Below are 19794 nucleotides of genomic sequence, written 5' to 3'. Positions count from 1 at the left end.
CAGAACCCAGCCGGCAGACGAGTCGGGCTATACGCCGGGTTCTGTCGCCCGGTCGCCTCGCGGCGGCCGGGGAGACGGCCATCCATCTAGGACCGGCGTTGCCGCCGGTCTCGTGCGGTCTACCCGCGGACTCGGGCGGGCAGCCCTCGATCGTCCGCGCAGAAACACCGAGGTGTTTCCTTTTGACCTTGCTCCAGGTGGGGTTTACCTAGCCGCCTGAGTCACCTCAGGCGCTGGTGGTCTCTTACACCACCGTTTCACCCTTACCGAGGACCGAGGTCCCCGGCGGTCTGTTTTCTGTGGCACTGTCCCGCGGGTCACCCCGGGTGGCCGTTAGCCACCACCTTGCCCTGTGGAGCCCGGACGTTCCTCGGGAAGGTCCACAAGGACCTCCACGCGGCCGTCCGCCCGGCTCGTCTGCCGTGTGGACCATGGTACCGGGCGTGGGGTGCGCCTCGGGCCGGACGCTGACGTCGACGTCGCCAGGACCGAGCCCGCCAGGATCAGGGCGAAGGCCGCGACGGTGCCGGAGGTCAGGCGTTCGTCGAGGAACAGGGCACCCGCGGCGACCGCGACGGCAGGGTTGACGTACGTGATCACCGTCGCCCGCGTCGGGCCCGCCTCCTTGATCAGTTCCAGGAAGGCCACGAAGGCGACCGCGGTGCAGATGACGCCGAGGCCGGCGAGGGCGGCCAGGATCTGCGGGGAGGGGAGCCCGGAGGGGTGGGTGACGGCTGCCGCGGGGGCGTAGACCAGGGCCGCCAGGGTCAGACACGCGGCCGTGAGGTGGAGCGAGGGGACGTTCTTGAGGTGGCGGGCGGCTATGACGGGGGCGGTCGCGTACCCGATCACCGTCAGCAGTACCTCGGCCAGCGAGCGGGCGTCGCCGCCGGTCAGGTGCGGGACGGTGAGGACCGCGACGCCGGACAGGCCGAGGGCGAGGCCCAACAGGCGGCGGGCGCCGAGGTGCTCCGCGTCGCCGAAGAGGCGGGCCGCGGCCACGCCCACGATCGGTACGCCCGCGATCAGCAGGCCCGCCGTGGAGCTGGAGAGGTGGCGCTCGGCGTCCGTGAGGGTCCACCAAGGGATCATTATCTCGATGCACGCGAAGGCCAGCATCGGGCGCCAGTACGTTCGTACGGTCCGGGTAAGGCCCCCCTGGCGGATCGCGAAGGGGAGCAGCAGCGCCGCGCCCACCGCGCAGCGCGTGAACACCACCGTCGACGGGGACACACCGTCCACCGCCACTTTGATCATCAGGTAGGGGATGCCCCAGACCACTCCCATCAGGGAGAACAGGAACCAGCCGCGTGCAGTCATGGGGGGAGTTTCGGCTGCCGTGCGGTCAGGTGTCTTGAACGCTGTTGCGCTACGCCGTCGGCGACACGCTTGTCCGGTACGCCGCCGGGGTCACCCCGAGCACCCTGCGGAACCAGCGTGTCAGGTGCGCCTGGTCAGCGAAGCCGACGAGCGGGGCGACCTCGGCGGGGCGCAGTCCGCTCTCCAGCAGGGCGCGGGCCCGGTTCACCCGGTGCTGGGCGAGCCAGGCGTACGGCGGTATCCCCATCGTCGTACGAAAGGCGCGCAGGAGTTGGTAGCGGGAGAGGCCCAGGTCGATGGCGAGGGAGGCGAGTGACGGAGGTGCCTGGAGTTCGTCGGCGAGGCGGTCGCGTACGGCGAAGGCGATGTGCGCCGCTCCCGGGACCGTGTCGCACGCCGAGCGGGCCGTGGAGTGGCGACGGGCGAGGGCGGCCAGCAGCCAGGGGAGGCGGGACTCGGCCTCCAGGGGGTCGGGGCAGGTGCTCAGGTCCGTGTGGGCGGCGCGCAGGGCGGCGGCCAGTTCGGGGTCGTCGAGGACGGGGTCCCGGAAGTGCGGGGGGCTGCCCAGAATTCCCTCGGTGAGCAGGGAGGGCTCGGCGTACAGGGCCCGGTAGGCGTAGCCGTCGGAAGCGGCCGGGCCGCCGGTGTGCATCTCGCCCGGAGCCAGCACGACGATCGAGCCGGGGCCGGTGTGGATGCGGCCGCCCCGGTAGTCAATGATCTCGGAGCCGCCGACGCAGACTCCGATGGTGTACTCGTCGTGGGCGTGCGGTGCGTAGCGGTGCTGGTCGAAGTGTGCGGTCAGCAGGTCGAGGGGCGGACCGTCACGGCCGAGAGTGGCCCGGGTCCAGCGGGCCTCTTCACGTCGTGCACCCATGGCCGCCTCCCCGGTCGTCCCGGTCGTCTCGTCAGGGGTACAACGCCGGCGGCCCGCGATTTCATGCCGACGAGGATCTTCTCGCTTGACCTTGCCGCAACGTCAACGTTTCTACTGAGGGCATGCGGATCGGAGAACTCGCCGTCGCCGTCGGTGTCACCACGCGGACGGTGCGGCATTACCACCATCTCGGGCTGTTGCCGGAGCCCGAGCGGCGCCCCAACGGCTACCGGGACTACACACTGCGGCACGCCGTCGTGCTCGCCCGGATCCGGCGGCTGACCGAACTGGGACTGGGGCTCGCCGAGGTGCGGGACGTGCTCGCGGACGACGCGGGGCGCGATCTCGCCGAAGTGCTGGAGGAGCTCGACGCCGATCTCGCCCGGCAGGAGGCGGCGATCCGGGAGCGGCGGGAGCGGCTGCGCGCCCTGCTGGACCGGGACGGGAACCTGCCCGCCGAGGGGCCCGTCTCTCCCGAACTGGCCGCGCTGCTCACGGGGATGGCGCACGGCCCCGAGTCCCCCATGGCCGCCAGGGACCGCGAGGTGCTCGCTCTGATCGACACCGTGGCCTCGCCCGAGAGCCGGAAGCGGCTGATGGCGGCGCTCGGCAGCGCCTTCGAGACGCCCGCCGCCGTGGCGCGGGCGCACGAGGTGTACGCGCTCCTCGACGCGCTCGCCGACGCCGACCCCTACGACGCCGACGACCCGCGCGTGGACGAGGCGGCCCGGGCACTCGCCGACTGTCTGCCCGACTCCCTGCTCACGGAGGCCCACCTCGCTCCCGGCCTCGACGACAGTTTTCTGCGCGCCCTGTACGCCGACGTCGCCCCGGCTCAGGCGGAGGCGATCCGGCGGGCGATGCGGATGTTCACGGAGCGTGGGCGATGAGGATCGCGCGCGCCCTCGTACGGCATGAACTGCGCTTGTTCGCGAGCCTGTTGCTGTGGGTGACCCGGCGGACGCACGGCACACGCGACGGCCGCCCCTTCGGTCACGCGCGGGGCCAGGGCGCCATGATGTGGGGGCTCGCCTTCGTGTGCGTCGTCGAGACGGCCGGGATGGCGGTGCTGCTGCGCGGGTGGCCGGTCGTCCACGCGGTCGTTCTCGTCCTCGACGTCTACACCGTGCTGCTGGTCGTCGGCGTGCACGCGGCCGGCGTGACGCGCCCGCACATCCTCGACTCCACGCACCTGCGCGTCCGCGACGGCGCGCACGTGGAGCTGCGGATACCCCTGGCGGACATCGCGGCGGTGCGCCGCGAGCTGCGCACCACGCACGAGCCCGCCGAGGACGAACTGAACCTCGCCGTGGGCGCCCAGACCGACGTGACCCTCGAACTGGTGGCCCCCGTACCGCACTTCACCTTCCTGGGCCGGGAACGTCGCGTCCGGCTCGTACGGCTGCACGCGGACGACCCCGACGAACTCGTACGGGCCCTCACGCGGGCGCGAACTGCACCTTCGCCGTCCCCGGGTCGGCCTGGGTGAGGCGGACCCGCAATCGCTCCCCCAGCGGCAGCTTCACCGTGCCGCCCTCAATGCGGGCGACGACTGCGGGGGACTCCAACTGGACTGTTCCAACAGTTGGTTGACGCTCCATCACGTCCACCACAGATCCGTCGAAGATGTCCCCGACCCGGTCCTTGAGGAGCGCGGCCTCGACGATGTCGACGCACTCGCGTTCCACGACGCCCGCGCGGCGGGAGCCCTCGGCCATTTCCTTGGGGAGGGTGTCGAGGGCGGTGAGGACCCAGTCGGGGGGCGGTTCGTCCGCGGCGGCGGCCAGGCAGAGTTCCGAGGCGTAGCGGTCGACGAGACGGCGCAGGGGGGCCGTGCAGTGGGCGTAGGGCGCGGCCACTGCGGCGTGGGAGGTGACGTCGGGGAGGGCGCCGCCTCGGAACACCGTGTAGCCCGCGCCGCGCAGCAGCGTCGTGCACTCCTGGAGGAAGGCGGCGTGGCGCGGCAGACGCGGATCGAGGGAGCGGACGAGTCGCGCGTACGAGACGTGGTGCGGCCAGTCGATGTGCAGGGCCCTGGCCGTGCGGCGAAGGCGGCCGACCGCGCCGTCGGGGGCGGCGGGCAGCGTGCGCAGGACGCCGGTGCCGTGCGCGAGCATCAGGTCGGCCGCCTCCATCCCGGTGAGCAGGGAGATCTGCGCGTTCCAGGCGTCGGCGGGGAGCGGGGCGCGGTAGACGAGTTCGTACGTCCCGTCCGTCTCGACGATCTCCTGCTCGGGGACGTTGAGGGAGATCCCGCCGCGCTCCACCTCCAGGCGCTCGCGCAGCGTCCCGATGTCCTTGAGGAGGGCGAGCGGCTCCTCCGCCGTGCCGTCGTCGATCGACTTCTGTACGTGCGCGTAGTCGAGCTTGGCGCGGCTGCGGACGAGGGCCCGGCGTACGTCGACGCTCTCCGTGCGGCCGTCCGCGTCCAGGTCGATCGTCCAGAGCACGGCCGGGCAGGTCTGGTCGGGCAGGAGGCTGGCGGTGCCTTCGGAGAGCCGGGTCGGATGGAGGGGGACCTTCTCGTCCGGGAAGTAGAGGGTCGTCACGCGGCGGTGCGCCTCGGCGTCCAGGGCGCCGCCGGGGGCGACGAAAGCGGCGACGTCGGCGATCGCGTACCGGACGCGGTAGCCGCGGCCGTTCTCGCGGCGGGACAGGTGCATCGCCTGGTCGAGGTCGGTGGACGTCGGCGGGTCGATGGTGAACAAGGGGATGTCCGTCGCGTCGTGGGGAGGCAGGCGGGGTGGCCGGGCGGCCTCCTCCAGTACGCCGGGCGGGAAGCTCGCGGGCACGCCCAGCTCGGTCCGCAGGGCGCACAGGGCGGCCTGCAGAGGAGCCCCCGGTACGCAGATGGCGCGGATGTGGCGGCACGGCATGGGTCGAGCGTAGGTCGCGTGCCTGCGGGCGGCACCCCGAGCGTGCGGACGTCCGGGCGGCACCCCGAACGTGCGGAGGTCCGGGCGGCACCCCGAACGTCTGGCATAGGGGTGGCGCCCCGGGCGTCCGGACATACGGGTGGCGCCCCGAGCGCGCTTCGACGTCCGGGAGGACCCCTTAGGCTGGCGCCGGGCCATACCCATCGTTAGGAGAACACCACCGTGCTCGTGCTGCTGCCGCCTTCCGAGGGCAAGGCATCCTCCGGCCGGGGAACCGCGCTGAAGCTGGAGTCGCTGTCCCTGCCCGGGCTCACCGAGGCGCGTCAGGCGGTCCTCGACGAGCTGTCCGAGCTGTGCGCGGGTGACGAGGACAAGGCCCGCGAGGTGCTCGGGCTGAGCGAGGGCCTGCGCGGCGAGATCGCCAAGAACACGGAGCTGCGCACCTCGGGCGCGCGCCCGGCCGGGGAGATCTACACGGGAGTGCTGTACGACGCCCTGGACCTGGCCTCGCTGGACACGGCGGCCAAGCGGCGCGCGGGCCGCTCGCTGCTCGTCTTCTCCGGGCTGTGGGGCGCGGTCCGGGTGACGGACAAGATCCCGTCGTACCGCTGCTCGATGGGAGTCAGGCTGCCGGGGCTCGGGGCGCTGGGCGCGCACTGGCGTACGCCGATGGCCGCCGCGCTCCCCGAGGCGGCCGGCGACGGGCTGGTGCTCGACCTGCGGTCCTCGGCGTACACGGGCGCGTGGAAGCCGAAGGGCGAGGTCGCCGGGCGGACGGCGACGGTCCGGGTGCTGCACGCGCCCACCCGGAAGGTGGTCAGCCACTTCAACAAGGCGACGAAGGGGCGGATCGTACGGAGTCTGCTGGCGGCGGGCGCCGCGCCCGCCGGTCCGGCGGAGCTCGTGGAGGCGCTGCGGGACCTCGGGTACGAGGTGGAGGTGTCCCCGCCCGCGCGGGCGGGGACGGCCTGGGCGCTGGATGTGCTGGTGAACGAGGTGCACTAGAGGTTCGCTAGCGGTGCGCTAGAGGTTCGCCAGAGGTGCACCAGAGGTGATGTTGCAACATGTGCAACGCTCTTTGCGCATGTTGCACGACGAAGGCACGATGAGGCCATGAGCTCACCGCTGCCCTCGGTTCCCGGCGCTTCCGTGCTGGATCTCGCCCCCGTGGTTCCCGTCGTCGTGGTGAACGAGGTCGAGGACGCCGTACCCCTGGCTGCGGCACTCGTCGCGGGTGGGCTGCCCGCGATAGAGGTGACCCTGCGGACGCCGTGCGCGCTCGACGCCATCCGGGCGATCGCGGACGGGGTGCCGGACGCGGTGGTCGGCGCGGGCACCGTCATCACGCCGGCGCAGGTGACGGAGTGCGTGGCCGCGGGCGCCCGCTTCCTGGTCAGTCCCGGCTGGACCGACGTACTGCTCGATGCCATGAAGGCGTCCGGGGTGCCGTTCCTGCCGGGGGTGTCCACGACGTCGGAGGTGGTGGCGCTGCTGGAGCGTGGGGTGCGGGAGATGAAGTTCTTCCCGGCGCAGGCGGCGGGCGGCACGGCGTACCTCAGGTCGCTCGCCGGACCGCTGCCGCAGGCCCGGTTCTGCCCGACGGGCGGTATCGGCCCCACCTACGCTCCGGACTACCTCGCCCTCCCCAACGTCGGCTGCGTGGGCGGGACGTGGATGCTTCCCGAGGACGCGATCGCGGCGAAGGACTGGGGGCGCGTGGAGGGCCTGGCGCGCGAGGCGGCCGCGCTCAGGCCACGCGGATGACGACCTTGCCGAAGGCCACGCCGGACTCGTAGTGGCGGAACGCCTCGTGGACCTCGTCGAAGCCGAAGGCCCGGTCGATGACCGGGCGGGTGCCGTGCAGGGTGAGGGCCCCCGGGGGTCTGGGGGTGTCCCCCAGAAAACGCAGCATGGACTCGAAGTGGGTACGGCTGCCGACGAAGAGCCGCCGCATCGTCACCAGGCTCGACGCGAGCGCGTCCGTCGTGATCTCCAGGGAGGCCTTGCGCGGACTGTTGGCACTGACCAGGACGATCCTGCCGTAGAGCGCCGAGGCGCGGACCGACTGCTCGATCGTCTCCGGGCCCACGGTCTCGACGACGAGATCCACGCCGCGCCCGCCCGTGAGGTCGCGGACCGTCTGTCCCCACGCGGGGTGGTCGGCGTACCGCACGATGTGGTCGGCGCCCAGGGCCTTGAGTCGCTCGGCCTTCTCCGGGCTCGATGTCGTGGCGACGACCTCGGCACCCAGCAGCTTCGCGAACTGCACGGCGAACAGCGAGAGTGCGCCCGTGCCGAGTGTCAGCACCCTCTCGCCGGGGACCACCGCCTCGCCGCCGGTCAGCGCGTGCCAGGCCGTGACGCCCGCGCAGGGCAGGCAGGCGGCCTCCTCCCAGCCGAGGTGGTCGGGCACCCGCACCGCCGCGTTCTCGTCGAGGCACGCGTACTCGGTGAGCATGCCGGGCAGGGTGGCGCCGGGCTGGTCGATCAGCGCGGGTGTGATCCGGCCGTCGATCCACTTCGGGAAGTACGTGCTCGCCACCCGGTCCCCGACCGCGAACCGGGTCACCTCCGCGCCCACCGCGACGACTTCGCCCGCGCCGTCACTCACCGGGATCACGTCCGGCACGGCCTTCAGTGGATAGGTCCCCTTCAGGATCAGCAGATCGCGCTTGTTGAGGGAGACGGCGCGGACGCGGACGAGGATGTCGCGGGGGCCGGGCGCGGGGCGGTCCGTCTCGCGCGAGGCGATGCCGTCGACGGTGCCGGGCGTTTCGAGGTGGTAGGCGCGCATGTCGGCTCCCTGGGGTGTGCTTCGTGGACGCGTCCATGCTGCTCGGACGGGGTACGCCGCTCAATTCCCCGTGAGGTATGGCGGGACTGTCGTACCCGTGACGTACAACTGAGCCATGACCATCAGCACCGCAGCCGCTTCGGTGACCGAACCCCCGCCCTTCGCCCGCGAGTTGCTGCGCTGGCGCACCGCACGCCGGGTCAGTCAGCTGGAGCTCGCCTCCCGGGCGGGGACGACCCAGCGGTACGTCAGTTTCATCGAGCGCGGACGGTCGGTGCCCGGCAGGGAGATCGTGATCCGGCTCGCCGAGTCGCTCGGCCTGACACTGCGGGAGCGCAACTCGCTGCTGCTGGCGGCCGGTTACGCGCCCGCGTTCGCCGAGTCACCGCTCGACGCGGTCGCGCTGAAGCCCGTACGGGAGGCGTTGGACAGCATTCTCGAAGGGCATCTGCCGTATCCGGCGGTGGTGGCCGGGCCGCGGGGTGAACTCGTCGCGGCGAACGAGGCGTTCGACGTGCTCACCGAGGGCGCGGACCCCGCGCTGCTCGCGCCGCCCGTCAATGTGCTGCGGCTCGCCCTGCATCCGCGCGGGATGGGCTCACGGGTGGTGAACCTGGACGCGTGGGGGCAGCACATCGTGGAGAGCCTGCGGGCTCGTGCCGCGCGCAGTCCTGATCCCCGACTCGGCTCCCTGGCCGAGGAGTTGGCGGACTACGTACCGGCGAGTGAGCCCGGCGCCGACTATCTCGGCTTCGCCGTGCCGCTGCGACTTCGGTGCGCGGAGGGCGAGTTGAGACTGCTCACCACGCTGACGTCGTTCGCGACCGCGGTCGACGTGACGCTCGCCGAGCTCCACCTGGAGGCGTTCCTCCCGGCGGACCGGGAGACCGCCGAGATCCTCCGGGCCCGGGCCGCTCGACGCGGGTGACCTCCGGGTCCGGGCCGCTCAGCGCAGGTGACCTCCAGATCCGGGCCGCTCAGCGCAGGTGAGAGGTGTCGTTGAAGAGGCGCAGGCTGGCGTTGCCGTCCGCGTAGTACGCCACCGCCGACAGGGAGGCCGCGGACAGCTCCATCCGGTACAGGGACTCCGGCGGGGCACCGATCGCGAGCCGTACGAGGGTCTTGATCGGGGTGACGTGGCTGACGAGCAGAACGGTGCGGCCCGCGTAGGAGGCGATGAGCTTGTCGCGGGTGGTGGCGATACGGCGGGCGGTCGCCGCGAAGCTCTCGCCGCCGCCGGTCGGTTCGGCCTTCGGGGAGGCGAGCCAGGTCTTCAGGTCGTCGGGGTAGCGCTCCTGCACCTCGGCGAAGGTGAGGCCCTCCCAGGCGCCGAAGTCCGTCTCGCGCAGGCCGTCCTCGATGGCGACGTCCAGCCCCAGGCGGGCGGCGACGGCGGCGGCGGTCTGTCGGGTACGGGTGAGTGGCGACGCCACGATCGCCTCCACGGTGCCGCGCGCGGCCAGCGCGGCGGCGACGCGCTCGGCCTGTTCCCGGCCCACGTCCGAGAGCGACGGGTCGGTGCCGCCGCTGCCGGAGAATCGCTTCTGGGGGGTGAGGGGGGTCTCGCCGTGGCGCAGGAGCACGAAGGTGGTGGGGGCGCCCATGTCCGGGGCCGCGCCCCAGCCGGTCGACGGTGCCGGTGTGGCCACGTTGTGCGCGGCCCGTGCGTCGGCGTCGGCCTTCGCGGCTTCGCCACCGGGAGTCGTCCGAGTGCGGGGCTGTGGGGGCTGGTCGCGCAGTTCCCCGCGCCCCTGAAGGGGCGCAGCAGAACCCGGCGTCAGCAGTTCCGCCGTCGATGCCGCGGGGGACCACTGTTCGCCGCGCCGCCCGGCGTCCATCGCCTCGTTGGCCAGTCGGTCCGCGTGCTTGTTCTGTTCGCGCGGCATCCACTCGTAGGTGATCCGGTCGGGCGGGAAGACGCGGGCCGCCTCCGCGGCCAGGGGCTTCATGTCCGGGTGTTTGATCTTCCAGCGGCCGGACAGCTGCTCGACGACGAGCTTGGAGTCCATCCGGACCCGGACGCGCGCGGCCGGGTCCAGTTCGTGGGCGGCACGCAGGCCCGCCACCAGGCCCCGGTACTCGGCGACGTTGTTGGTGGCGATGCCGATGTACTCGGCACGCTCCGCCAGTGTCTCCCCGGTGGCCGCGTCGATGACCACGGCGCCGTACCCCGCGGGCCCCGGGTTGCCCCGGGAACCGCCGTCGGCCTCGACGATGAACTCCCGCACGCCCCGCGCCCCTTACAGACCGGACTCGGAGGTGCGCACCAGGATGCGGCGGCAGTTCTCGCAGCGCAGCACGGTGTCCGGGGAGGCCGCCTTCACGTCGTTGACCTCGGTGATGTTGAGCTCCAGGCGGCAGCCCTCACAACGGCGCTGGTAGAGCCGCGCGGCGCCGACGCCGCCCTGCTGCTGGCGCAGCTTGTCGTAGAGCTTCAGCAGGTCGGCGGGGACGGAGGCCGCGACGACCTCGCGCTCCTTCGTCGCCGAGGCGGCCTCGCCGTCGAGGGACTCGAAGGCGGCGTCCCGGCGGCCGGTCGCGTCGTCGATCTTCGACTGCACGGAGGAGGTCCGCCCGGTCAGCTCGGCGACCCGCTCCTGCGCGGACTCACGGCGCTCCATGACCTCGAGGACGACGTCCTCCAGGTCGCCCTGCCGCTTGGCGAGGGAGGTGATCTCGCGCTGGAGGTTCTCCAGGTCCTTGGGGGAGGTGACGGCACCGGAGTCCAGGCGCTGCTGGTCGCGGTTGGCGCGCTGGCGCACCTGGTCCACGTCCTGCTCGGCCTTGATCTGCTCGCGGGCGCAGTCGCTCTCCTCGGTCTGCGCGGCGACGAGCAGGTCGCGCAGCTGCGTGAGGTCCTTGTTCAGCGACTCGATCTCGGCGTGCTCGGGAAGGGACCTGCGCTTGTGCGCGAGCTGCTGCAGGCGTACGTCGAGGGCCTGGACGTCGAGAAGTCGGATCTGGTCGGCGGGCGCGGCGTTCAGTTGGGGGCTCCCATTGCGTTAGGTGTTTCGGTGGACGCCGCGTGGGCGGTCCAGGGGTCGGTGACCGTCTTGGAGACGTGGACCCGCAGGCCCCATCCCTTGCGGTCGGAGATCTCGTCGAGCTGGGCGGCGGCCAGCTCGCACCAGGGCCACTCGGTGGCCCAGTGCGCCGCGTCGAGCAGCGCGAGAGGACTGTGGGCGCGATCCGCGATGAACTCGGATGCCGGGTGGTGGCGCAGGTCCGCGGTGAGGAAGGCGTCGACGCCGGCGGCGCGCACGTCGTCGAAGAGGCTGTCGCCGGAGCCGCCGCTGACCGCGACGGTCCGTACGACCGCCTCGGGGTCACCGGCGACGCGGATGCCCTGCGCGGTGGCGGGCAGTCGCCCGGCGGCGCGCGCGGCGAGTTCACGAACGGTCAGCGGGTGGTCCAGCTCACAGACGCGGCCGAGGCCGCGGCGGCCCTCGGGGTCGGTGGGGTCCGGCACGAGCGGCCGTACGACCCGGAGGTCGAGTGCCCCGGCGAGGGCGTCGCTGACTCCCGGGTCGGCACGGTCGGCGTTGGTGTGGGCGACGTGCAGCGCGATGTCGTTCTTGATGAGGGTGTGCACGACCCGGCCCTTGAAGGTGTCGGCCGCGACCGTCGTCGTCCCGCGCAGATAGAGCGGATGGTGGGTGACCAGCAGGTTCGCGCCCAGCTTCACCGCTTCGTCGACGATTTCCCGAACGGGATCGACGGCGAACAGGACCCGGGTGATCTCCTGGTCGGGCTCGCCGCACACGGTGCCGACCGCGTCCCATCCCTCGGCCCTCTCGGGGGGCCAGAGGGCGTCGAGCGCGGCGATGACTTCAGACAGACGGGGCACGGGGAAAAGGCTACCTGGCTTGGGCCGGTGCCCCACCGGTCGCGGACCGGTCCCGGGGTGCGCGACCAGGGGTCCCGGCGGCGGGCGGCCCCCGGTGATCCGGGCCCCACCGCCTTGTCCCGGCCCCGCTCAGCACACGCGTCTCCGTTCCCTCAGGCGAATCGCGGGACGGCCACCCTTATGTGTGAAGCGCCCGCCCGCCGGTCCCACGTCTGTGCGTACGAAAACTAGCTTCGTCGCCGGAGGTGACCGAACGATGACGGCCTGTGCCACCGAGGCTGCGGCGGAACCCGGGGACGAGCGGGCCACTGGCCCCGCGGACGTGCCCGCCCGCCCCAGAGATGTGATCGCCCGCCCCACCTGTGTGATCGCCGCGGACGGAACCTACGCGGCCCGCCTCGCCCTGGACGGCGAATGCTGGTTCCCGGAGCGCTGGACGCTGGACGGCCCCGAGCCCTACGCCGTACCGCTGCCGTCCCACCAGCCGGAGGAGCCCGGCACCGAGGTCCTGCCGATGACCGACGGGCGGGTGCTGATCCACCGCGTCACGGACGGGCGGCACACGTTCTCGCTGCTGTACCCGACCGGGCCCGGCACCGGGGAGCTGCTTCTCGGCGCGGTGGAGTGCCACGACGAGGACACCCGGCTGTGGCTGCTGCCGCCCGCGCCGGACGGGGAGCACGCGTACGCCCTCGCCGTGGGCCGGGACTCCACGGCGGTGTGGCTGGTGGCGGGCGGGGCCTTCGGACCCGAGCACCTGGCCGAGGTGCCGGGTCGTTGCTCGGGCGGGGTCTGGCTAGACGGCACGGGTCGCCTGCTGGCCCTGGACCGCTGCCGGGACGGCCGGACCAAGACGGTGGTCGTCGACCTGGGGCGCGGCGGTGAAGTAACGCCACTGCTGCAGATCGCCGAGGACAGCGACGACCGGCTGCTGCTCGCGGACGCCGACAGCGGACTGCTGCTGATCCGCTCCGACGCGCCGTCCCCGGGCCACGACCGTCTCGGCTGGGGCGTCCTCGGCAGCACCCTGCCGATCCGCTTCCCCGACTGTCTGCGCGCCACCGACTGCGCGGTGACGCCGTTCGCGATCCAGCCGGGGCAGGTACTGACGCCGGAGCGCTGCGCGGTGGCCCTGCGCATCGACGGCCCGGCCGGCAGCTGGGTGGGCGTGTGGCGGCCGGTCGAACGCCAGGTCCACCATCTCCCACCCCCGGAGGGCTGGTTGGCGGGCACGGGCCTGTGGACCAGGGAGGGGGTACTCCAACTGCCGTACGCGACGGGGGCGGTGCCGTGCGGGGTGACGAAGGTGACGGCACCCGTCGCCGCGGTGACGGCGGAGGCACCCCCTCCGCCGGAACGGCCCGCGGCGCGCCCGGTCCCCCTCCAACAGGCACCTCTGAGCGGGCAGTCCCCTGTGAAGAGGCGGCCCCTCTTCGCCCGCCCGGCGCCGGAGGGCGAGGCCTTCCGGGCCGACGGGGGGCCCGGGGGCGAGAACAGGTCACCCGCCCCCGTCCCCGCGTGAGCGACCGGTTAGAATCCCCCGGCTACAAAGAAGGATCTTGTTGACGGGGTGAACACTTCCACATGAGCGAAACCAGCACGATGGAACCGCCGGCCACCGACGCCCACGAGGCGACGGCCCAGGACGAAGGCCACGGCAAGCACCGCGGCCCGGTCTCCGGCCGGGACGACGAGGCGACCCCCCACGGCCGCCACCGCAAGCCGTCCGACCAGCAGGGCACATCGGCCTGACGGTAAGCAGGACCAGTGATACGGCCCCGCTCGCGCTCGGCGCGAGCGGGGCCGTTCTGTGCGGGGCTCCCCCGATCCCCACGCGCGGGTGACGTCCTCTTGTCGGAGCGTGGACCGACCCCCACAATCGAGTCTCACGGTACGGAACCGACATTCGCGGGGGTATCCCAGATTCCTGGGATATGACAGGCCGATATTCCAGCTCTTCCAGTCATTCCGGATATTCAGTAGCCAAGGCATTCAAGGCATTACAGCTTCCGGGACACGCCGATGACCCTTTCCGAGACCACCAGCCGCCTCGAACGCGGGCTGCGGGGCGAGTTGAGCGCCCTCGCTGTGCTCGACCACACGACCCGGGTGCTGCTGGACGCCGTACCGGCCGATGTGTGGTGCGGGGTCGTCCTCGATCCGTCGACCCTTCTCGACACGGGCGGTCAGCACGAGTCGGGGTTCCCCGAGTCGAGCATGCGGCGGCTCTTCGAGATCGAGCACGTGGAGCAGGACGACGTCGACAACCTGCGGGCGCTGACCCGGCGTTCGGGCAAGGTGAGCCTGCTCAGCAGATCGACCGACGGGCGGCTGGAGGAGAGCAAGTACTACCGGGAGATCCTCCGACCCCTCGGCCTCACCGACGAGTTACGGATCCTGCTGCGTCACGGACCGCGCACCTGGGGCCTGCTGGTGCTGTGCCGGGACGCGCACACCCGACCCTTCTCCGCGGCCGAGCTCGCGGTCGCCGAGGCCGTGAGCGTGCCCGCGTGCGCCGCGCTGCGCCGCTCGTTGCTGCTGTCCGGCGTGGACTGCGGACCGCTGCCGGACGCACCCGGCTGGGTGGTGCTCGACGGCGACCTCGGTATCCGCTCGATGTCACCGACCGCGCAGCACTGGCTCGACCAGCTCCAGGAGCAGCACGCACCCGGGCGCGGCGAAGGGGGCCCGTATCTGCTGCGGGCGCTGGCCGTGCAGGCCCGGGGCGAACAGGCCGGGGCCGGAGCGCACGTCCGGGCGCCCACGGGCACCGGCCGGTGGATCTCCCTGCGGGCCTGGCCCCTCGAACAGGGCGGTGAGCCGACCGTCGTGGTCTCCGTCGGCCCCACCGAGCCCGCCGAACTGACCGCGCTGATCCTGGACGTGTACGGGTTGTCGCCGCGCGCCCGGGAGATCGCCCAGCACGTCCTGCTGGGCCGTTCGACGAGCGAGATCGCCGGGCACCTCGGGGTCTCCGAGTACACGGTGCAGGACCACTTGAAGCAGGTCTTCGACAAGGTGGGGGTGCGCAGCCGCCGCGAGCTGGTCGCCGAACTGTTCTTCCGGCACTACTTGCCCCAGCTGGCACACCCGCCCCTGTCGACCGACGGCCGGCTGCTCAGCCCGGAGCACGACGGCCAGGGGTAGCCGCCCGGGCGAACTCGGAACTGCCGGGCGGACTAGGTGTGCTTGAGTCCCAGTACTTCCGCCGCGGCGAACGTCTCCCCCGGTGGCCGCTCCGCGTAGTACGGGCCGAGCAGCGCGTCGAGTTCGTCGTAGGTGAAGGCGTCCTGCTTGGTGTCGAACTTGGCGGCCACCCGCGGCCGTTCGACGACCGCGACCATGCCGCCGTGCACGACGAGCAGCTGTCCGTTGACGTGCGCGGCGGCGGGCGAGGCCAAGTAGCCGACGAGGGGCGCGACATGCTCGGGGGCGAGGGGATCGAGGCCCTGCTCGGGCACCTCGAACCCGTGGAACACATCCTCGGTCATCCGGGTCCGGGCGCGCGGGCAGATGACGTTCGCCGTCACGCCGTACTTCGCGAGCGCCAGCGCGGTCGAGGTGGTCAGCCCGACGATCCCGCCCTTGGCCGCCGCGTAGTTGGGCTGTCCCGCCGAGCCCGCGAGGAACGCCTCCGAGGAGGTGTTCACGATCCGCCCGTACACCGGCCCGTCCGCCGCCTTGGACCGCGCCCGCCAGTGCGCGGACGCGAAGTGGGTCGTGTTGAAGTGCCCCTTCAGGTGGACCCGGATGACGGAGTCCCACTCGTCCTCGGACATCGAGAAGACCATCCGGTCGCGCAGGATGCCCGCGTTGTTGACGAGGATGTCCAGCTTCCCGAACTCGCCGATCGCCAGGTCGACCAGCTCACGGGCCCGTTCGCGGTCGGAGACGTCCCCGGTGTGGGCGAGGGCATGGCCGCCCGCGGCGCTGATCTCGGCGGCGACCTGCTCGGCGGGGGTGGCCGAGGCCGCGCCGGAGCCGTCCCGCCCGGGCTGTCCGTAGTCGTTGACGACGACGGCGGCACCCAGGCGGGCCAGTTCCAGTGCCTCGGTCCGGCCGAGCCCGCGCCCCGCGCCGGTGACGATCGCGGCGAGCCCTTCAAGTGGCAGTGACATCGAAGTCCTCAGCAGTCGTGACGGCGGTCGTGGGGGGGCAGGTGGCGGCGGTCGTGGAGGGTCAGACGGCGGCAGTCGCGGGGGTCAGATCTCGATGCACGTACGCAGCGCGGTTCCCGTCCGCATCTGGTCCAGCGCCTCGTTGATCCCGGACAGCGGCACCCGGTGGGTGATCAGGCTCTCCAGGTCGATGCGGCCCGCACGCCACAGGGCGACCGTCCGCTCGTACGACCGCAGGACGTCTCCGCCGCCGTACATGGACGGCAGGATCCGCTTCTCGTCGAAGAACAGCTCGAACATGTTGAGCTGCAGGAAGTCGTCCATGGCGCCCGCGCCGACGATGACGAGGGTGCCGCCGCGGCGGGTGTTCTCGTACGCGGTACGGGCGGTGGCGGAGCGGCCGACGACCTCGAAGACGTAGTCGAAGCCCTCGCCGCCGGTCACCGACTGCTTCGCGCCCGGGAGTTCGTCCGGCGAGACCGCCTTCGTCGCGCCGAACCGCAGCGCGGCCTCCCGGCGCGAGGCGACCGGGTCGACGGCGACGATCTCGGCGGCGCCCTTGAGGCGCGCACCCTGGATCGCGGAGATGCCGACGCCTCCGCAGCCGATCACGGCGACCGACGAACCGGCCGCCACGTCCGCGGTGTTGAGGGCGGCGCCGAGGCCGGTCGTCACTCCGCAGCCGATGAGGGCCGCGATGTCGAAGGGCACGTCGTCCGGGATCGGCACGGCGCAGCCCGCGTCGACCACGACCTCCTCGGTGAAGGTGCCGGTACCGGCGAAGCCGAAGACGTCTTGGCCGGGGCGCCGGAAGTTGGGCGTGCCGGCGTTCATGAACCCGGCCAGGCACAGCTGGCTCTGGCCGCGCTTGCAGGCGGGACAGACGCCGCAGGCCGGCAGCCAGCAGACGACGACCCGGTCGCCGGGCTTGAGGTGGGTGACGCCCTCGCCGACCTCGACGATCTCCCCGGCGCCCTCGTGGCCCGGTACGAACGGCGCGGGCTGCGGCAGTACGCCGCTCATCGCGGACAGGTCGGAGTGGCACAGCCCGGTGGCCCGTATCCGGATCCGCACCCTTCCCGGCCCGAAGCCCACCGCCTCGATGTCGTCGAGGACTTCCAGCTTGTCCTGGCCTATCTCGTGCTGTACGGCTGCGCGCATGGTGCGGCTCCCCTCGACAACGGGCTGGTGCTGGTCACTGATGGGCTGGGCTCAGGAGTGTGCGACGACGGTGTCGGCGAGGACCGGCGCGTCGTCCCGCTCGACGGCACTCACGGCCACCCGAACGCTGCCTTCGTGCCGCCACATACGGATGCGCAGGGTCTCCCCCGGGTACACGACCCCGGCGAAGCGCGTGGTGTACGAGCGGACGCGCGCCACGTCCCCGCCGAGCAGCGTGTCGACGACCGCCTTGAGCGTCATCCCGTACGTGCACAGCCCGTGCAGGATCGGCCGGTCGAACCCGGCGAGCTTGGCGAACTCGGGGTCGGCGTGCAGCGGGTTCCAGTCGCCGGAGAGCCGGTAGAGCAGCGCCTGCTCCTCGCGGACCGGGCGCTCGACGATCCGGTCCGGCGCACCGGCGGGCTCCTCGAGGCGGGTGGAGGGGCCACGGTCGCCGCCCCAGCCGCCCTCTCCCCGTACGAAGATCTGGGCGTCGTTCGTCCACAACGGTCCCTCGGCGTCGGCGACCTCGGTGCGCATGACGAGGACGGCCGCCTTGCCCTTGTCGTACACGGCGGCGATCCGCCCGGTGGCCACGGCCTTGCCCTCGACCGGGATCGGGCGGTGCAGTTCGATGGTCTGGCCGCCGTGCAGGACGCGGGCGAGGTCGACGTCGACACCGGGCATGGACAGGCCGCTGATCACTCCGGGGGAACCGGCGCCCGCGACGGTGGCGAAGCTCGGCAGGACGTGCAGCTTCGATTCGAGGGTGTAGCGCAGCTCGTCGGGGTCCGTCGCCGGGACGCCCGCTCCGAGGCCGAGGTGGTAGAGCTGGACGTCCTTGCGGTCCCAGGTGAGCTCACCGCTGCGGGGTTCGGCGGCGAGGGCCTTGGCGGCGTCGATGGGCATGGGGCTCCTGATCAGTAGCGCGAAAGACCTCGGTGCGGCCGTCCGCACCGTCGGCCGCACCGAGGTCGACACTGGCCGATCTAGAACGCGTTCCAGTCCGGCGACCCTTGTATAGCCCAGCACTCGGCAGTTGTGAAGGCTCCTGACGCTGTGTCAGGTCAACGGTCCGTCCGCCCGGCCGTGACATTTGTCCTGCCGGAGTCCGTACAAGCGCATCTGCCGGGCAGGGGGCGCGGATTCGTACCGTCTGAGGCATGACACAGACAGGTGGGACAGAGCGTGCCGTGTCCTTCACGGGGGCGGTCAAGGCGTTCGGCGCGGTGCGCGCGGTGGACGGGGTGGATCTGGAGATCGGGCGCGGCGAGACGGTGGCGCTGCTGGGGCGCAACGGTGCGGGGAAGTCGACCACGATCTCCCTGCTGCTCGGTCTGGACGAGCCGGACGAGGGGACGGTCGCGCTCTTCGGCGGCCCCCCGCAGGCGGCGGTGCGTGCCGGGCGGGTCGGCGCGATGCTTCAGGAGACCCGGCCGGTGCCCCGCGTGACCGTCCGCGAGCTGGTCTCCTTCGTCGCGGGCCGCTATCCCGCGCCGCTCCCGGTCGCCGACGCGCTGGAGCTCGCAGGGATCGGGGATCTGGCCGGACGGCGCGTCGACCGGCTCTCCGCCGGACAGGCGCAGCGGGTGCGGTTCGCGGTGGCACTCGCCGGGAACCCCGACCTGATCGTGCTCGACGAGCCGACAGCCGCGCTGGACGTGGAGGCGCGGCGCGCGTTCTGGGACTCGATGCGGTCCTATGCGCGGCGTGGGCACACCGTCCTGTTCTCCACGCACTACCTGGAGGAGGCCGACGCGCACGCCGACCGGATCCTCGTCATCGACCACGGCCGGCTCGTCGCCGACGGCACCGGCGAGCAGCTCAAGCGGTCGGTGGGCGGCAACCTGGTCTCCTTCGACCTCGCGGGCCGGGGCACCGAGGGGCTGACCCTGCTGCCCGGTGTGGTGTCGGTGGAGGTGCGCGGGGACCGGGCCCTGCTGCGCACGGACGACTCGGACGCGACGGTGCTCGCGCTGGCCGGGCTCGGCGCGGTCCGCGGCCTGGAGGTCGCCCCCGCGTCCCTGGACGACGCGTTCATGACGCTCACCTCGCATGTTCTGGAGACGGTGTGATGCTGGACTATCTGCGCCTCGAAGTGCGCCGGACGCTGCGCGACGCCGGCTTCGTCATCGGCGGCATCGCGATGCCCGTGATGATGTACCTCCTGTTCACCAACCTCGGTGACGCCAGTGACGGCGGCTGGAAGACCGGCTCGATGATCGGCATGGCCGCGTACGGGGCGGTGGGCTCGGCCCTGAACACCGGCGGCGGGGTCGCCGAGGACAAGGGGATCGGCTGGCTGCGGCAGCTGCGGGTGACACCGATGACCCCGCGCGAGGTGGTGCTCGGGCGGACGCTGACCGGCTCGGTGACCGTGCTGCCCGCGATCGCCGCGGTGCTGGCGGCGGGCGGCCTGGTCAACGGCGTACGGCTGGAGGTCTGGCAGTGGGCCGCGGTCGCGGTGCTGCTGTGGCTCGGCTCGATACCCTTCACCCTGCTCGGCCTCGGCAACGGCTACCGGCTCACCGCGCAGACGACCGGTGTCGCGAACATGGTGTGCAACCTGGGGCTCTCGGTGGTCGGCGGCCTGTGGTTCCCGCTCACGCTCTTCCCGGGCTGGCTCCGGTCCCTGTCCGGCTTCACCCCCACGAACCGCATCGCCCAGCTCGGCGCGTCCGTCGCCGACGGCGACGCACCGGCGCTCGGTGCGGTGGCGGTTCTCACGGCTTGGCTACTGGCCTTCGGTTCGTACGCTGTGGTCTCGTACCGCAGGGCCGCGCGGACCATCTGAAGCGGAA

19 protein-coding genes, 1 other RNA gene and 1 pseudogene are annotated in these 19794 nt (G+C 72.3%); 10 read left to right on the top strand and 11 right to left on the bottom strand.

All coding sequences use genetic code 11. The features are described 5' to 3' along the window. Positions 1 to 14 precede the first annotated feature (14 nt). The 3 genes and pseudogenes from rnpB to ACFVWD_RS15295 all read right to left on the bottom strand — a co-directional run bounded on the left by rnpB (position 15) and on the right by ACFVWD_RS15295 (position 2197). Positions 15 to 416, bottom strand: an RNA gene (gene rnpB / locus ACFVWD_RS15305) — RNase P RNA component class A. Between the two features lie 76 nt (positions 417 to 492). Then, positions 493 to 1257 (bottom strand): annotated as a pseudogene (locus tag ACFVWD_RS15300) (DMT family transporter); the annotation flags it as partial. Between the two features lie 112 nt (positions 1258 to 1369). Further along, complete coding sequence (locus ACFVWD_RS15295; RefSeq protein WP_389596390.1) at positions 1370 to 2197, bottom strand: AraC family transcriptional regulator; 828 nt, start codon at positions 2195 to 2197, stop codon at positions 1370 to 1372. A gap of 122 nt (positions 2198 to 2319) precedes the next feature. Here ACFVWD_RS15295 and ACFVWD_RS15290 point away from each other — a divergent pair, with 122 nt between their 5' ends. Beyond that, entirely contained in the window at positions 2320 to 3087 is a 768-nt protein-coding gene (locus ACFVWD_RS15290) for a MerR family transcriptional regulator (protein ID WP_389596388.1), read from the top strand. Continuing rightward, positions 3084 to 3686, top strand: a complete 603-nt coding sequence (locus ACFVWD_RS15285; protein WP_389596386.1) for a hypothetical protein — start codon at positions 3084 to 3086, stop codon at positions 3684 to 3686. Before ACFVWD_RS15290 ends, ACFVWD_RS15285 begins: the two co-directional genes overlap by 4 nt. Here the strand turns inward: ACFVWD_RS15285 and ACFVWD_RS15280 are convergent. Next, positions 3637 to 5073: an RNB domain-containing ribonuclease gene (locus ACFVWD_RS15280; RefSeq protein WP_389596385.1), complete on the bottom strand. Its 1437-nt coding sequence runs from the start codon at positions 5071 to 5073 to the stop codon at positions 3637 to 3639. The genes ACFVWD_RS15285 and ACFVWD_RS15280 overlap by 50 nt on opposite strands. Positions 5074 to 5295: 222 nt before the next feature. On the opposite strand from ACFVWD_RS15280, the gene yaaA reads away from it, so the two are divergent. Beyond that, entirely contained in the window at positions 5296 to 6078 is a 783-nt protein-coding gene (gene yaaA / locus ACFVWD_RS15275; protein WP_389596383.1) for a peroxide stress protein YaaA, read from the top strand. 108 nt (positions 6079 to 6186) lie between these two features. After that, positions 6187 to 6837, top strand: a complete 651-nt coding sequence (gene eda, locus ACFVWD_RS15270) for a bifunctional 4-hydroxy-2-oxoglutarate aldolase/2-dehydro-3-deoxy-phosphogluconate aldolase (protein WP_389596382.1) — start codon at positions 6187 to 6189, stop codon at positions 6835 to 6837. Here eda and ACFVWD_RS15265 read toward each other — a convergent pair. After that, positions 6821 to 7867, bottom strand: a complete 1047-nt coding sequence (locus tag ACFVWD_RS15265; protein ID WP_389596380.1) for an NAD(P)-dependent alcohol dehydrogenase — start codon at positions 7865 to 7867, stop codon at positions 6821 to 6823. The genes eda and ACFVWD_RS15265 overlap by 17 nt on opposite strands. Positions 7868 to 7982: 115 nt before the next feature. On the opposite strand from ACFVWD_RS15265, the gene ACFVWD_RS15260 reads away from it, so the two are divergent. Beyond that, complete coding sequence (locus tag ACFVWD_RS15260; protein WP_389596379.1) at positions 7983 to 8795, top strand: helix-turn-helix domain-containing protein; 813 nt, start codon at positions 7983 to 7985, stop codon at positions 8793 to 8795. 49 nt (positions 8796 to 8844) lie between these two features. Here the strand turns inward: ACFVWD_RS15260 and ACFVWD_RS15255 are convergent, their stop codons facing one another. From ACFVWD_RS15255 to ACFVWD_RS15245, 3 genes are read right to left on the bottom strand one after another with little or no spacing between them, the layout of a single operon-like run. Then, positions 8845 to 10095, bottom strand: a complete 1251-nt coding sequence (locus ACFVWD_RS15255) for a bifunctional RNase H/acid phosphatase (RefSeq protein ID WP_389596378.1) — start codon at positions 10093 to 10095, stop codon at positions 8845 to 8847. Between the two features lie 12 nt (positions 10096 to 10107). Further along, positions 10108 to 10851 carry a zinc ribbon domain-containing protein gene (locus ACFVWD_RS15250; protein ID WP_168517205.1) on the bottom strand — a complete coding sequence of 248 codons (744 nt, stop codon included), beginning with the start codon at positions 10849 to 10851 and terminating at the stop codon, positions 10108 to 10110. Then, complete coding sequence (locus ACFVWD_RS15245; protein ID WP_168508386.1) at positions 10848 to 11714, bottom strand: Nif3-like dinuclear metal center hexameric protein; 867 nt, start codon at positions 11712 to 11714, stop codon at positions 10848 to 10850. Before ACFVWD_RS15245 ends, ACFVWD_RS15250 begins: the two co-directional genes overlap by 4 nt. 256 nt (positions 11715 to 11970) lie before the next feature. Between ACFVWD_RS15245 and ACFVWD_RS15240 the strand changes: the two genes are divergently transcribed. The 3 genes from ACFVWD_RS15240 (at position 11971) to ACFVWD_RS15230 (ending at position 14861) form a co-directional block, all read left to right on the top strand. Beyond that, a complete protein-coding gene (locus ACFVWD_RS15240) occupies positions 11971 to 13236 on the top strand; it encodes a hypothetical protein (RefSeq protein WP_389596377.1) in 1266 nt (421 codons plus the stop codon). 62 nt (positions 13237 to 13298) lie between these two features. Further along, positions 13299 to 13466 carry a hypothetical protein gene (locus tag ACFVWD_RS15235; RefSeq protein ID WP_168508387.1) on the top strand — a complete coding sequence of 56 codons (168 nt, stop codon included), beginning with the start codon at positions 13299 to 13301 and terminating at the stop codon, positions 13464 to 13466. Positions 13467 to 13736: 270 nt separating this feature from the next. Then, on the top strand, positions 13737 to 14861 hold the full coding sequence (locus ACFVWD_RS15230; protein ID WP_389596375.1) for a LuxR C-terminal-related transcriptional regulator: 1125 nt from the start codon (positions 13737 to 13739) through the stop codon (positions 14859 to 14861). Between the two features lie 32 nt (positions 14862 to 14893). On the opposite strand, the gene ACFVWD_RS15225 is transcribed toward ACFVWD_RS15230, so the two are convergent. The 3 genes from ACFVWD_RS15225 to ACFVWD_RS15215 all read right to left on the bottom strand — a co-directional run bounded on the left by ACFVWD_RS15225 (position 14894) and on the right by ACFVWD_RS15215 (position 17902). After that, a complete protein-coding gene (locus ACFVWD_RS15225) occupies positions 14894 to 15832 on the bottom strand; it encodes a 3-oxoacyl-ACP reductase (protein ID WP_389596373.1) in 939 nt (312 codons plus the stop codon). A gap of 84 nt (positions 15833 to 15916) precedes the next feature. Next, a complete protein-coding gene (locus tag ACFVWD_RS15220) occupies positions 15917 to 16993 on the bottom strand; it encodes a Zn-dependent alcohol dehydrogenase (RefSeq protein WP_389596371.1) in 1077 nt (358 codons plus the stop codon). A 51-nt stretch (positions 16994 to 17044) separates the two neighbouring features. Further along, the gene (locus ACFVWD_RS15215; protein ID WP_389596370.1) at positions 17045 to 17902 is read right to left on the bottom strand and encodes a MaoC/PaaZ C-terminal domain-containing protein; all 858 of its coding nucleotides are present in this window, start codon (positions 17900 to 17902) and stop codon (positions 17045 to 17047) included. Between the two features lie 254 nt (positions 17903 to 18156). Between ACFVWD_RS15215 and ACFVWD_RS15210 the strand changes: the two genes are divergently transcribed. Continuing rightward, entirely contained in the window at positions 18157 to 19068 is a 912-nt protein-coding gene (locus tag ACFVWD_RS15210) for an ABC transporter ATP-binding protein (RefSeq protein ID WP_389596368.1), read from the top strand. Then, on the top strand, positions 19068 to 19787 hold the full coding sequence (locus ACFVWD_RS15205) for an ABC transporter permease (RefSeq protein ID WP_389596366.1): 720 nt from the start codon (positions 19068 to 19070) through the stop codon (positions 19785 to 19787). The genes ACFVWD_RS15210 and ACFVWD_RS15205 overlap by 1 nt, the downstream gene beginning before the upstream one ends. The last annotated feature ends 7 nt before the right edge of the window (positions 19788 to 19794 follow it).

The organism is Streptomyces sp. NPDC058086, from assembly GCF_042885015.1.
Taxonomy (GTDB): Bacteria; Actinomycetota; Actinomycetes; order Streptomycetales; family Streptomycetaceae; genus Streptomyces.
Note: the sequence above shows the minus strand (reverse complement) of the source record. Positions and strands in the feature narration are given on the sequence as shown.

Coding starts and splice junctions, on each gene's coding strand:
- ACFVWD_RS15295 (WP_389596390.1), bottom strand. CDS start 2,197: ATGGGTGCACGACGTGAAGAGGCCCGCTGGACCCGGGCCACTCTCGGC.
- ACFVWD_RS15290 (WP_389596388.1), top strand. CDS start 2,320: ATGCGGATCGGAGAACTCGCCGTCGCCGTCGGTGTCACCACGCGGACG.
- ACFVWD_RS15285 (WP_389596386.1), top strand. CDS start 3,084: ATGAGGATCGCGCGCGCCCTCGTACGGCATGAACTGCGCTTGTTCGCG.
- ACFVWD_RS15280 (WP_389596385.1), bottom strand. CDS start 5,073: ATGCCGTGCCGCCACATCCGCGCCATCTGCGTACCGGGGGCTCCTCTG.
- eda (WP_389596382.1), top strand. CDS start 6,187: ATGAGCTCACCGCTGCCCTCGGTTCCCGGCGCTTCCGTGCTGGATCTC.
- ACFVWD_RS15265 (WP_389596380.1), bottom strand. CDS start 7,867: ATGCGCGCCTACCACCTCGAAACGCCCGGCACCGTCGACGGCATCGCC.
- ACFVWD_RS15260 (WP_389596379.1), top strand. CDS start 7,983: ATGACCATCAGCACCGCAGCCGCTTCGGTGACCGAACCCCCGCCCTTC.
- ACFVWD_RS15240 (WP_389596377.1), top strand. CDS start 11,971: ATGACGGCCTGTGCCACCGAGGCTGCGGCGGAACCCGGGGACGAGCGG.
- ACFVWD_RS15235 (WP_168508387.1), top strand. CDS start 13,299: ATGAGCGAAACCAGCACGATGGAACCGCCGGCCACCGACGCCCACGAG.
- ACFVWD_RS15230 (WP_389596375.1), top strand. CDS start 13,737: ATGACCCTTTCCGAGACCACCAGCCGCCTCGAACGCGGGCTGCGGGGC.
- ACFVWD_RS15225 (WP_389596373.1), bottom strand. CDS start 15,832: ATGTCACTGCCACTTGAAGGGCTCGCCGCGATCGTCACCGGCGCGGGG.
- ACFVWD_RS15220 (WP_389596371.1), bottom strand. CDS start 16,993: ATGCGCGCAGCCGTACAGCACGAGATAGGCCAGGACAAGCTGGAAGTC.
- ACFVWD_RS15215 (WP_389596370.1), bottom strand. CDS start 17,902: ATGCCCATCGACGCCGCCAAGGCCCTCGCCGCCGAACCCCGCAGCGGT.
- ACFVWD_RS15210 (WP_389596368.1), top strand. CDS start 18,157: ATGACACAGACAGGTGGGACAGAGCGTGCCGTGTCCTTCACGGGGGCG.
- ACFVWD_RS15205 (WP_389596366.1), top strand. CDS start 19,068: ATGCTGGACTATCTGCGCCTCGAAGTGCGCCGGACGCTGCGCGACGCC.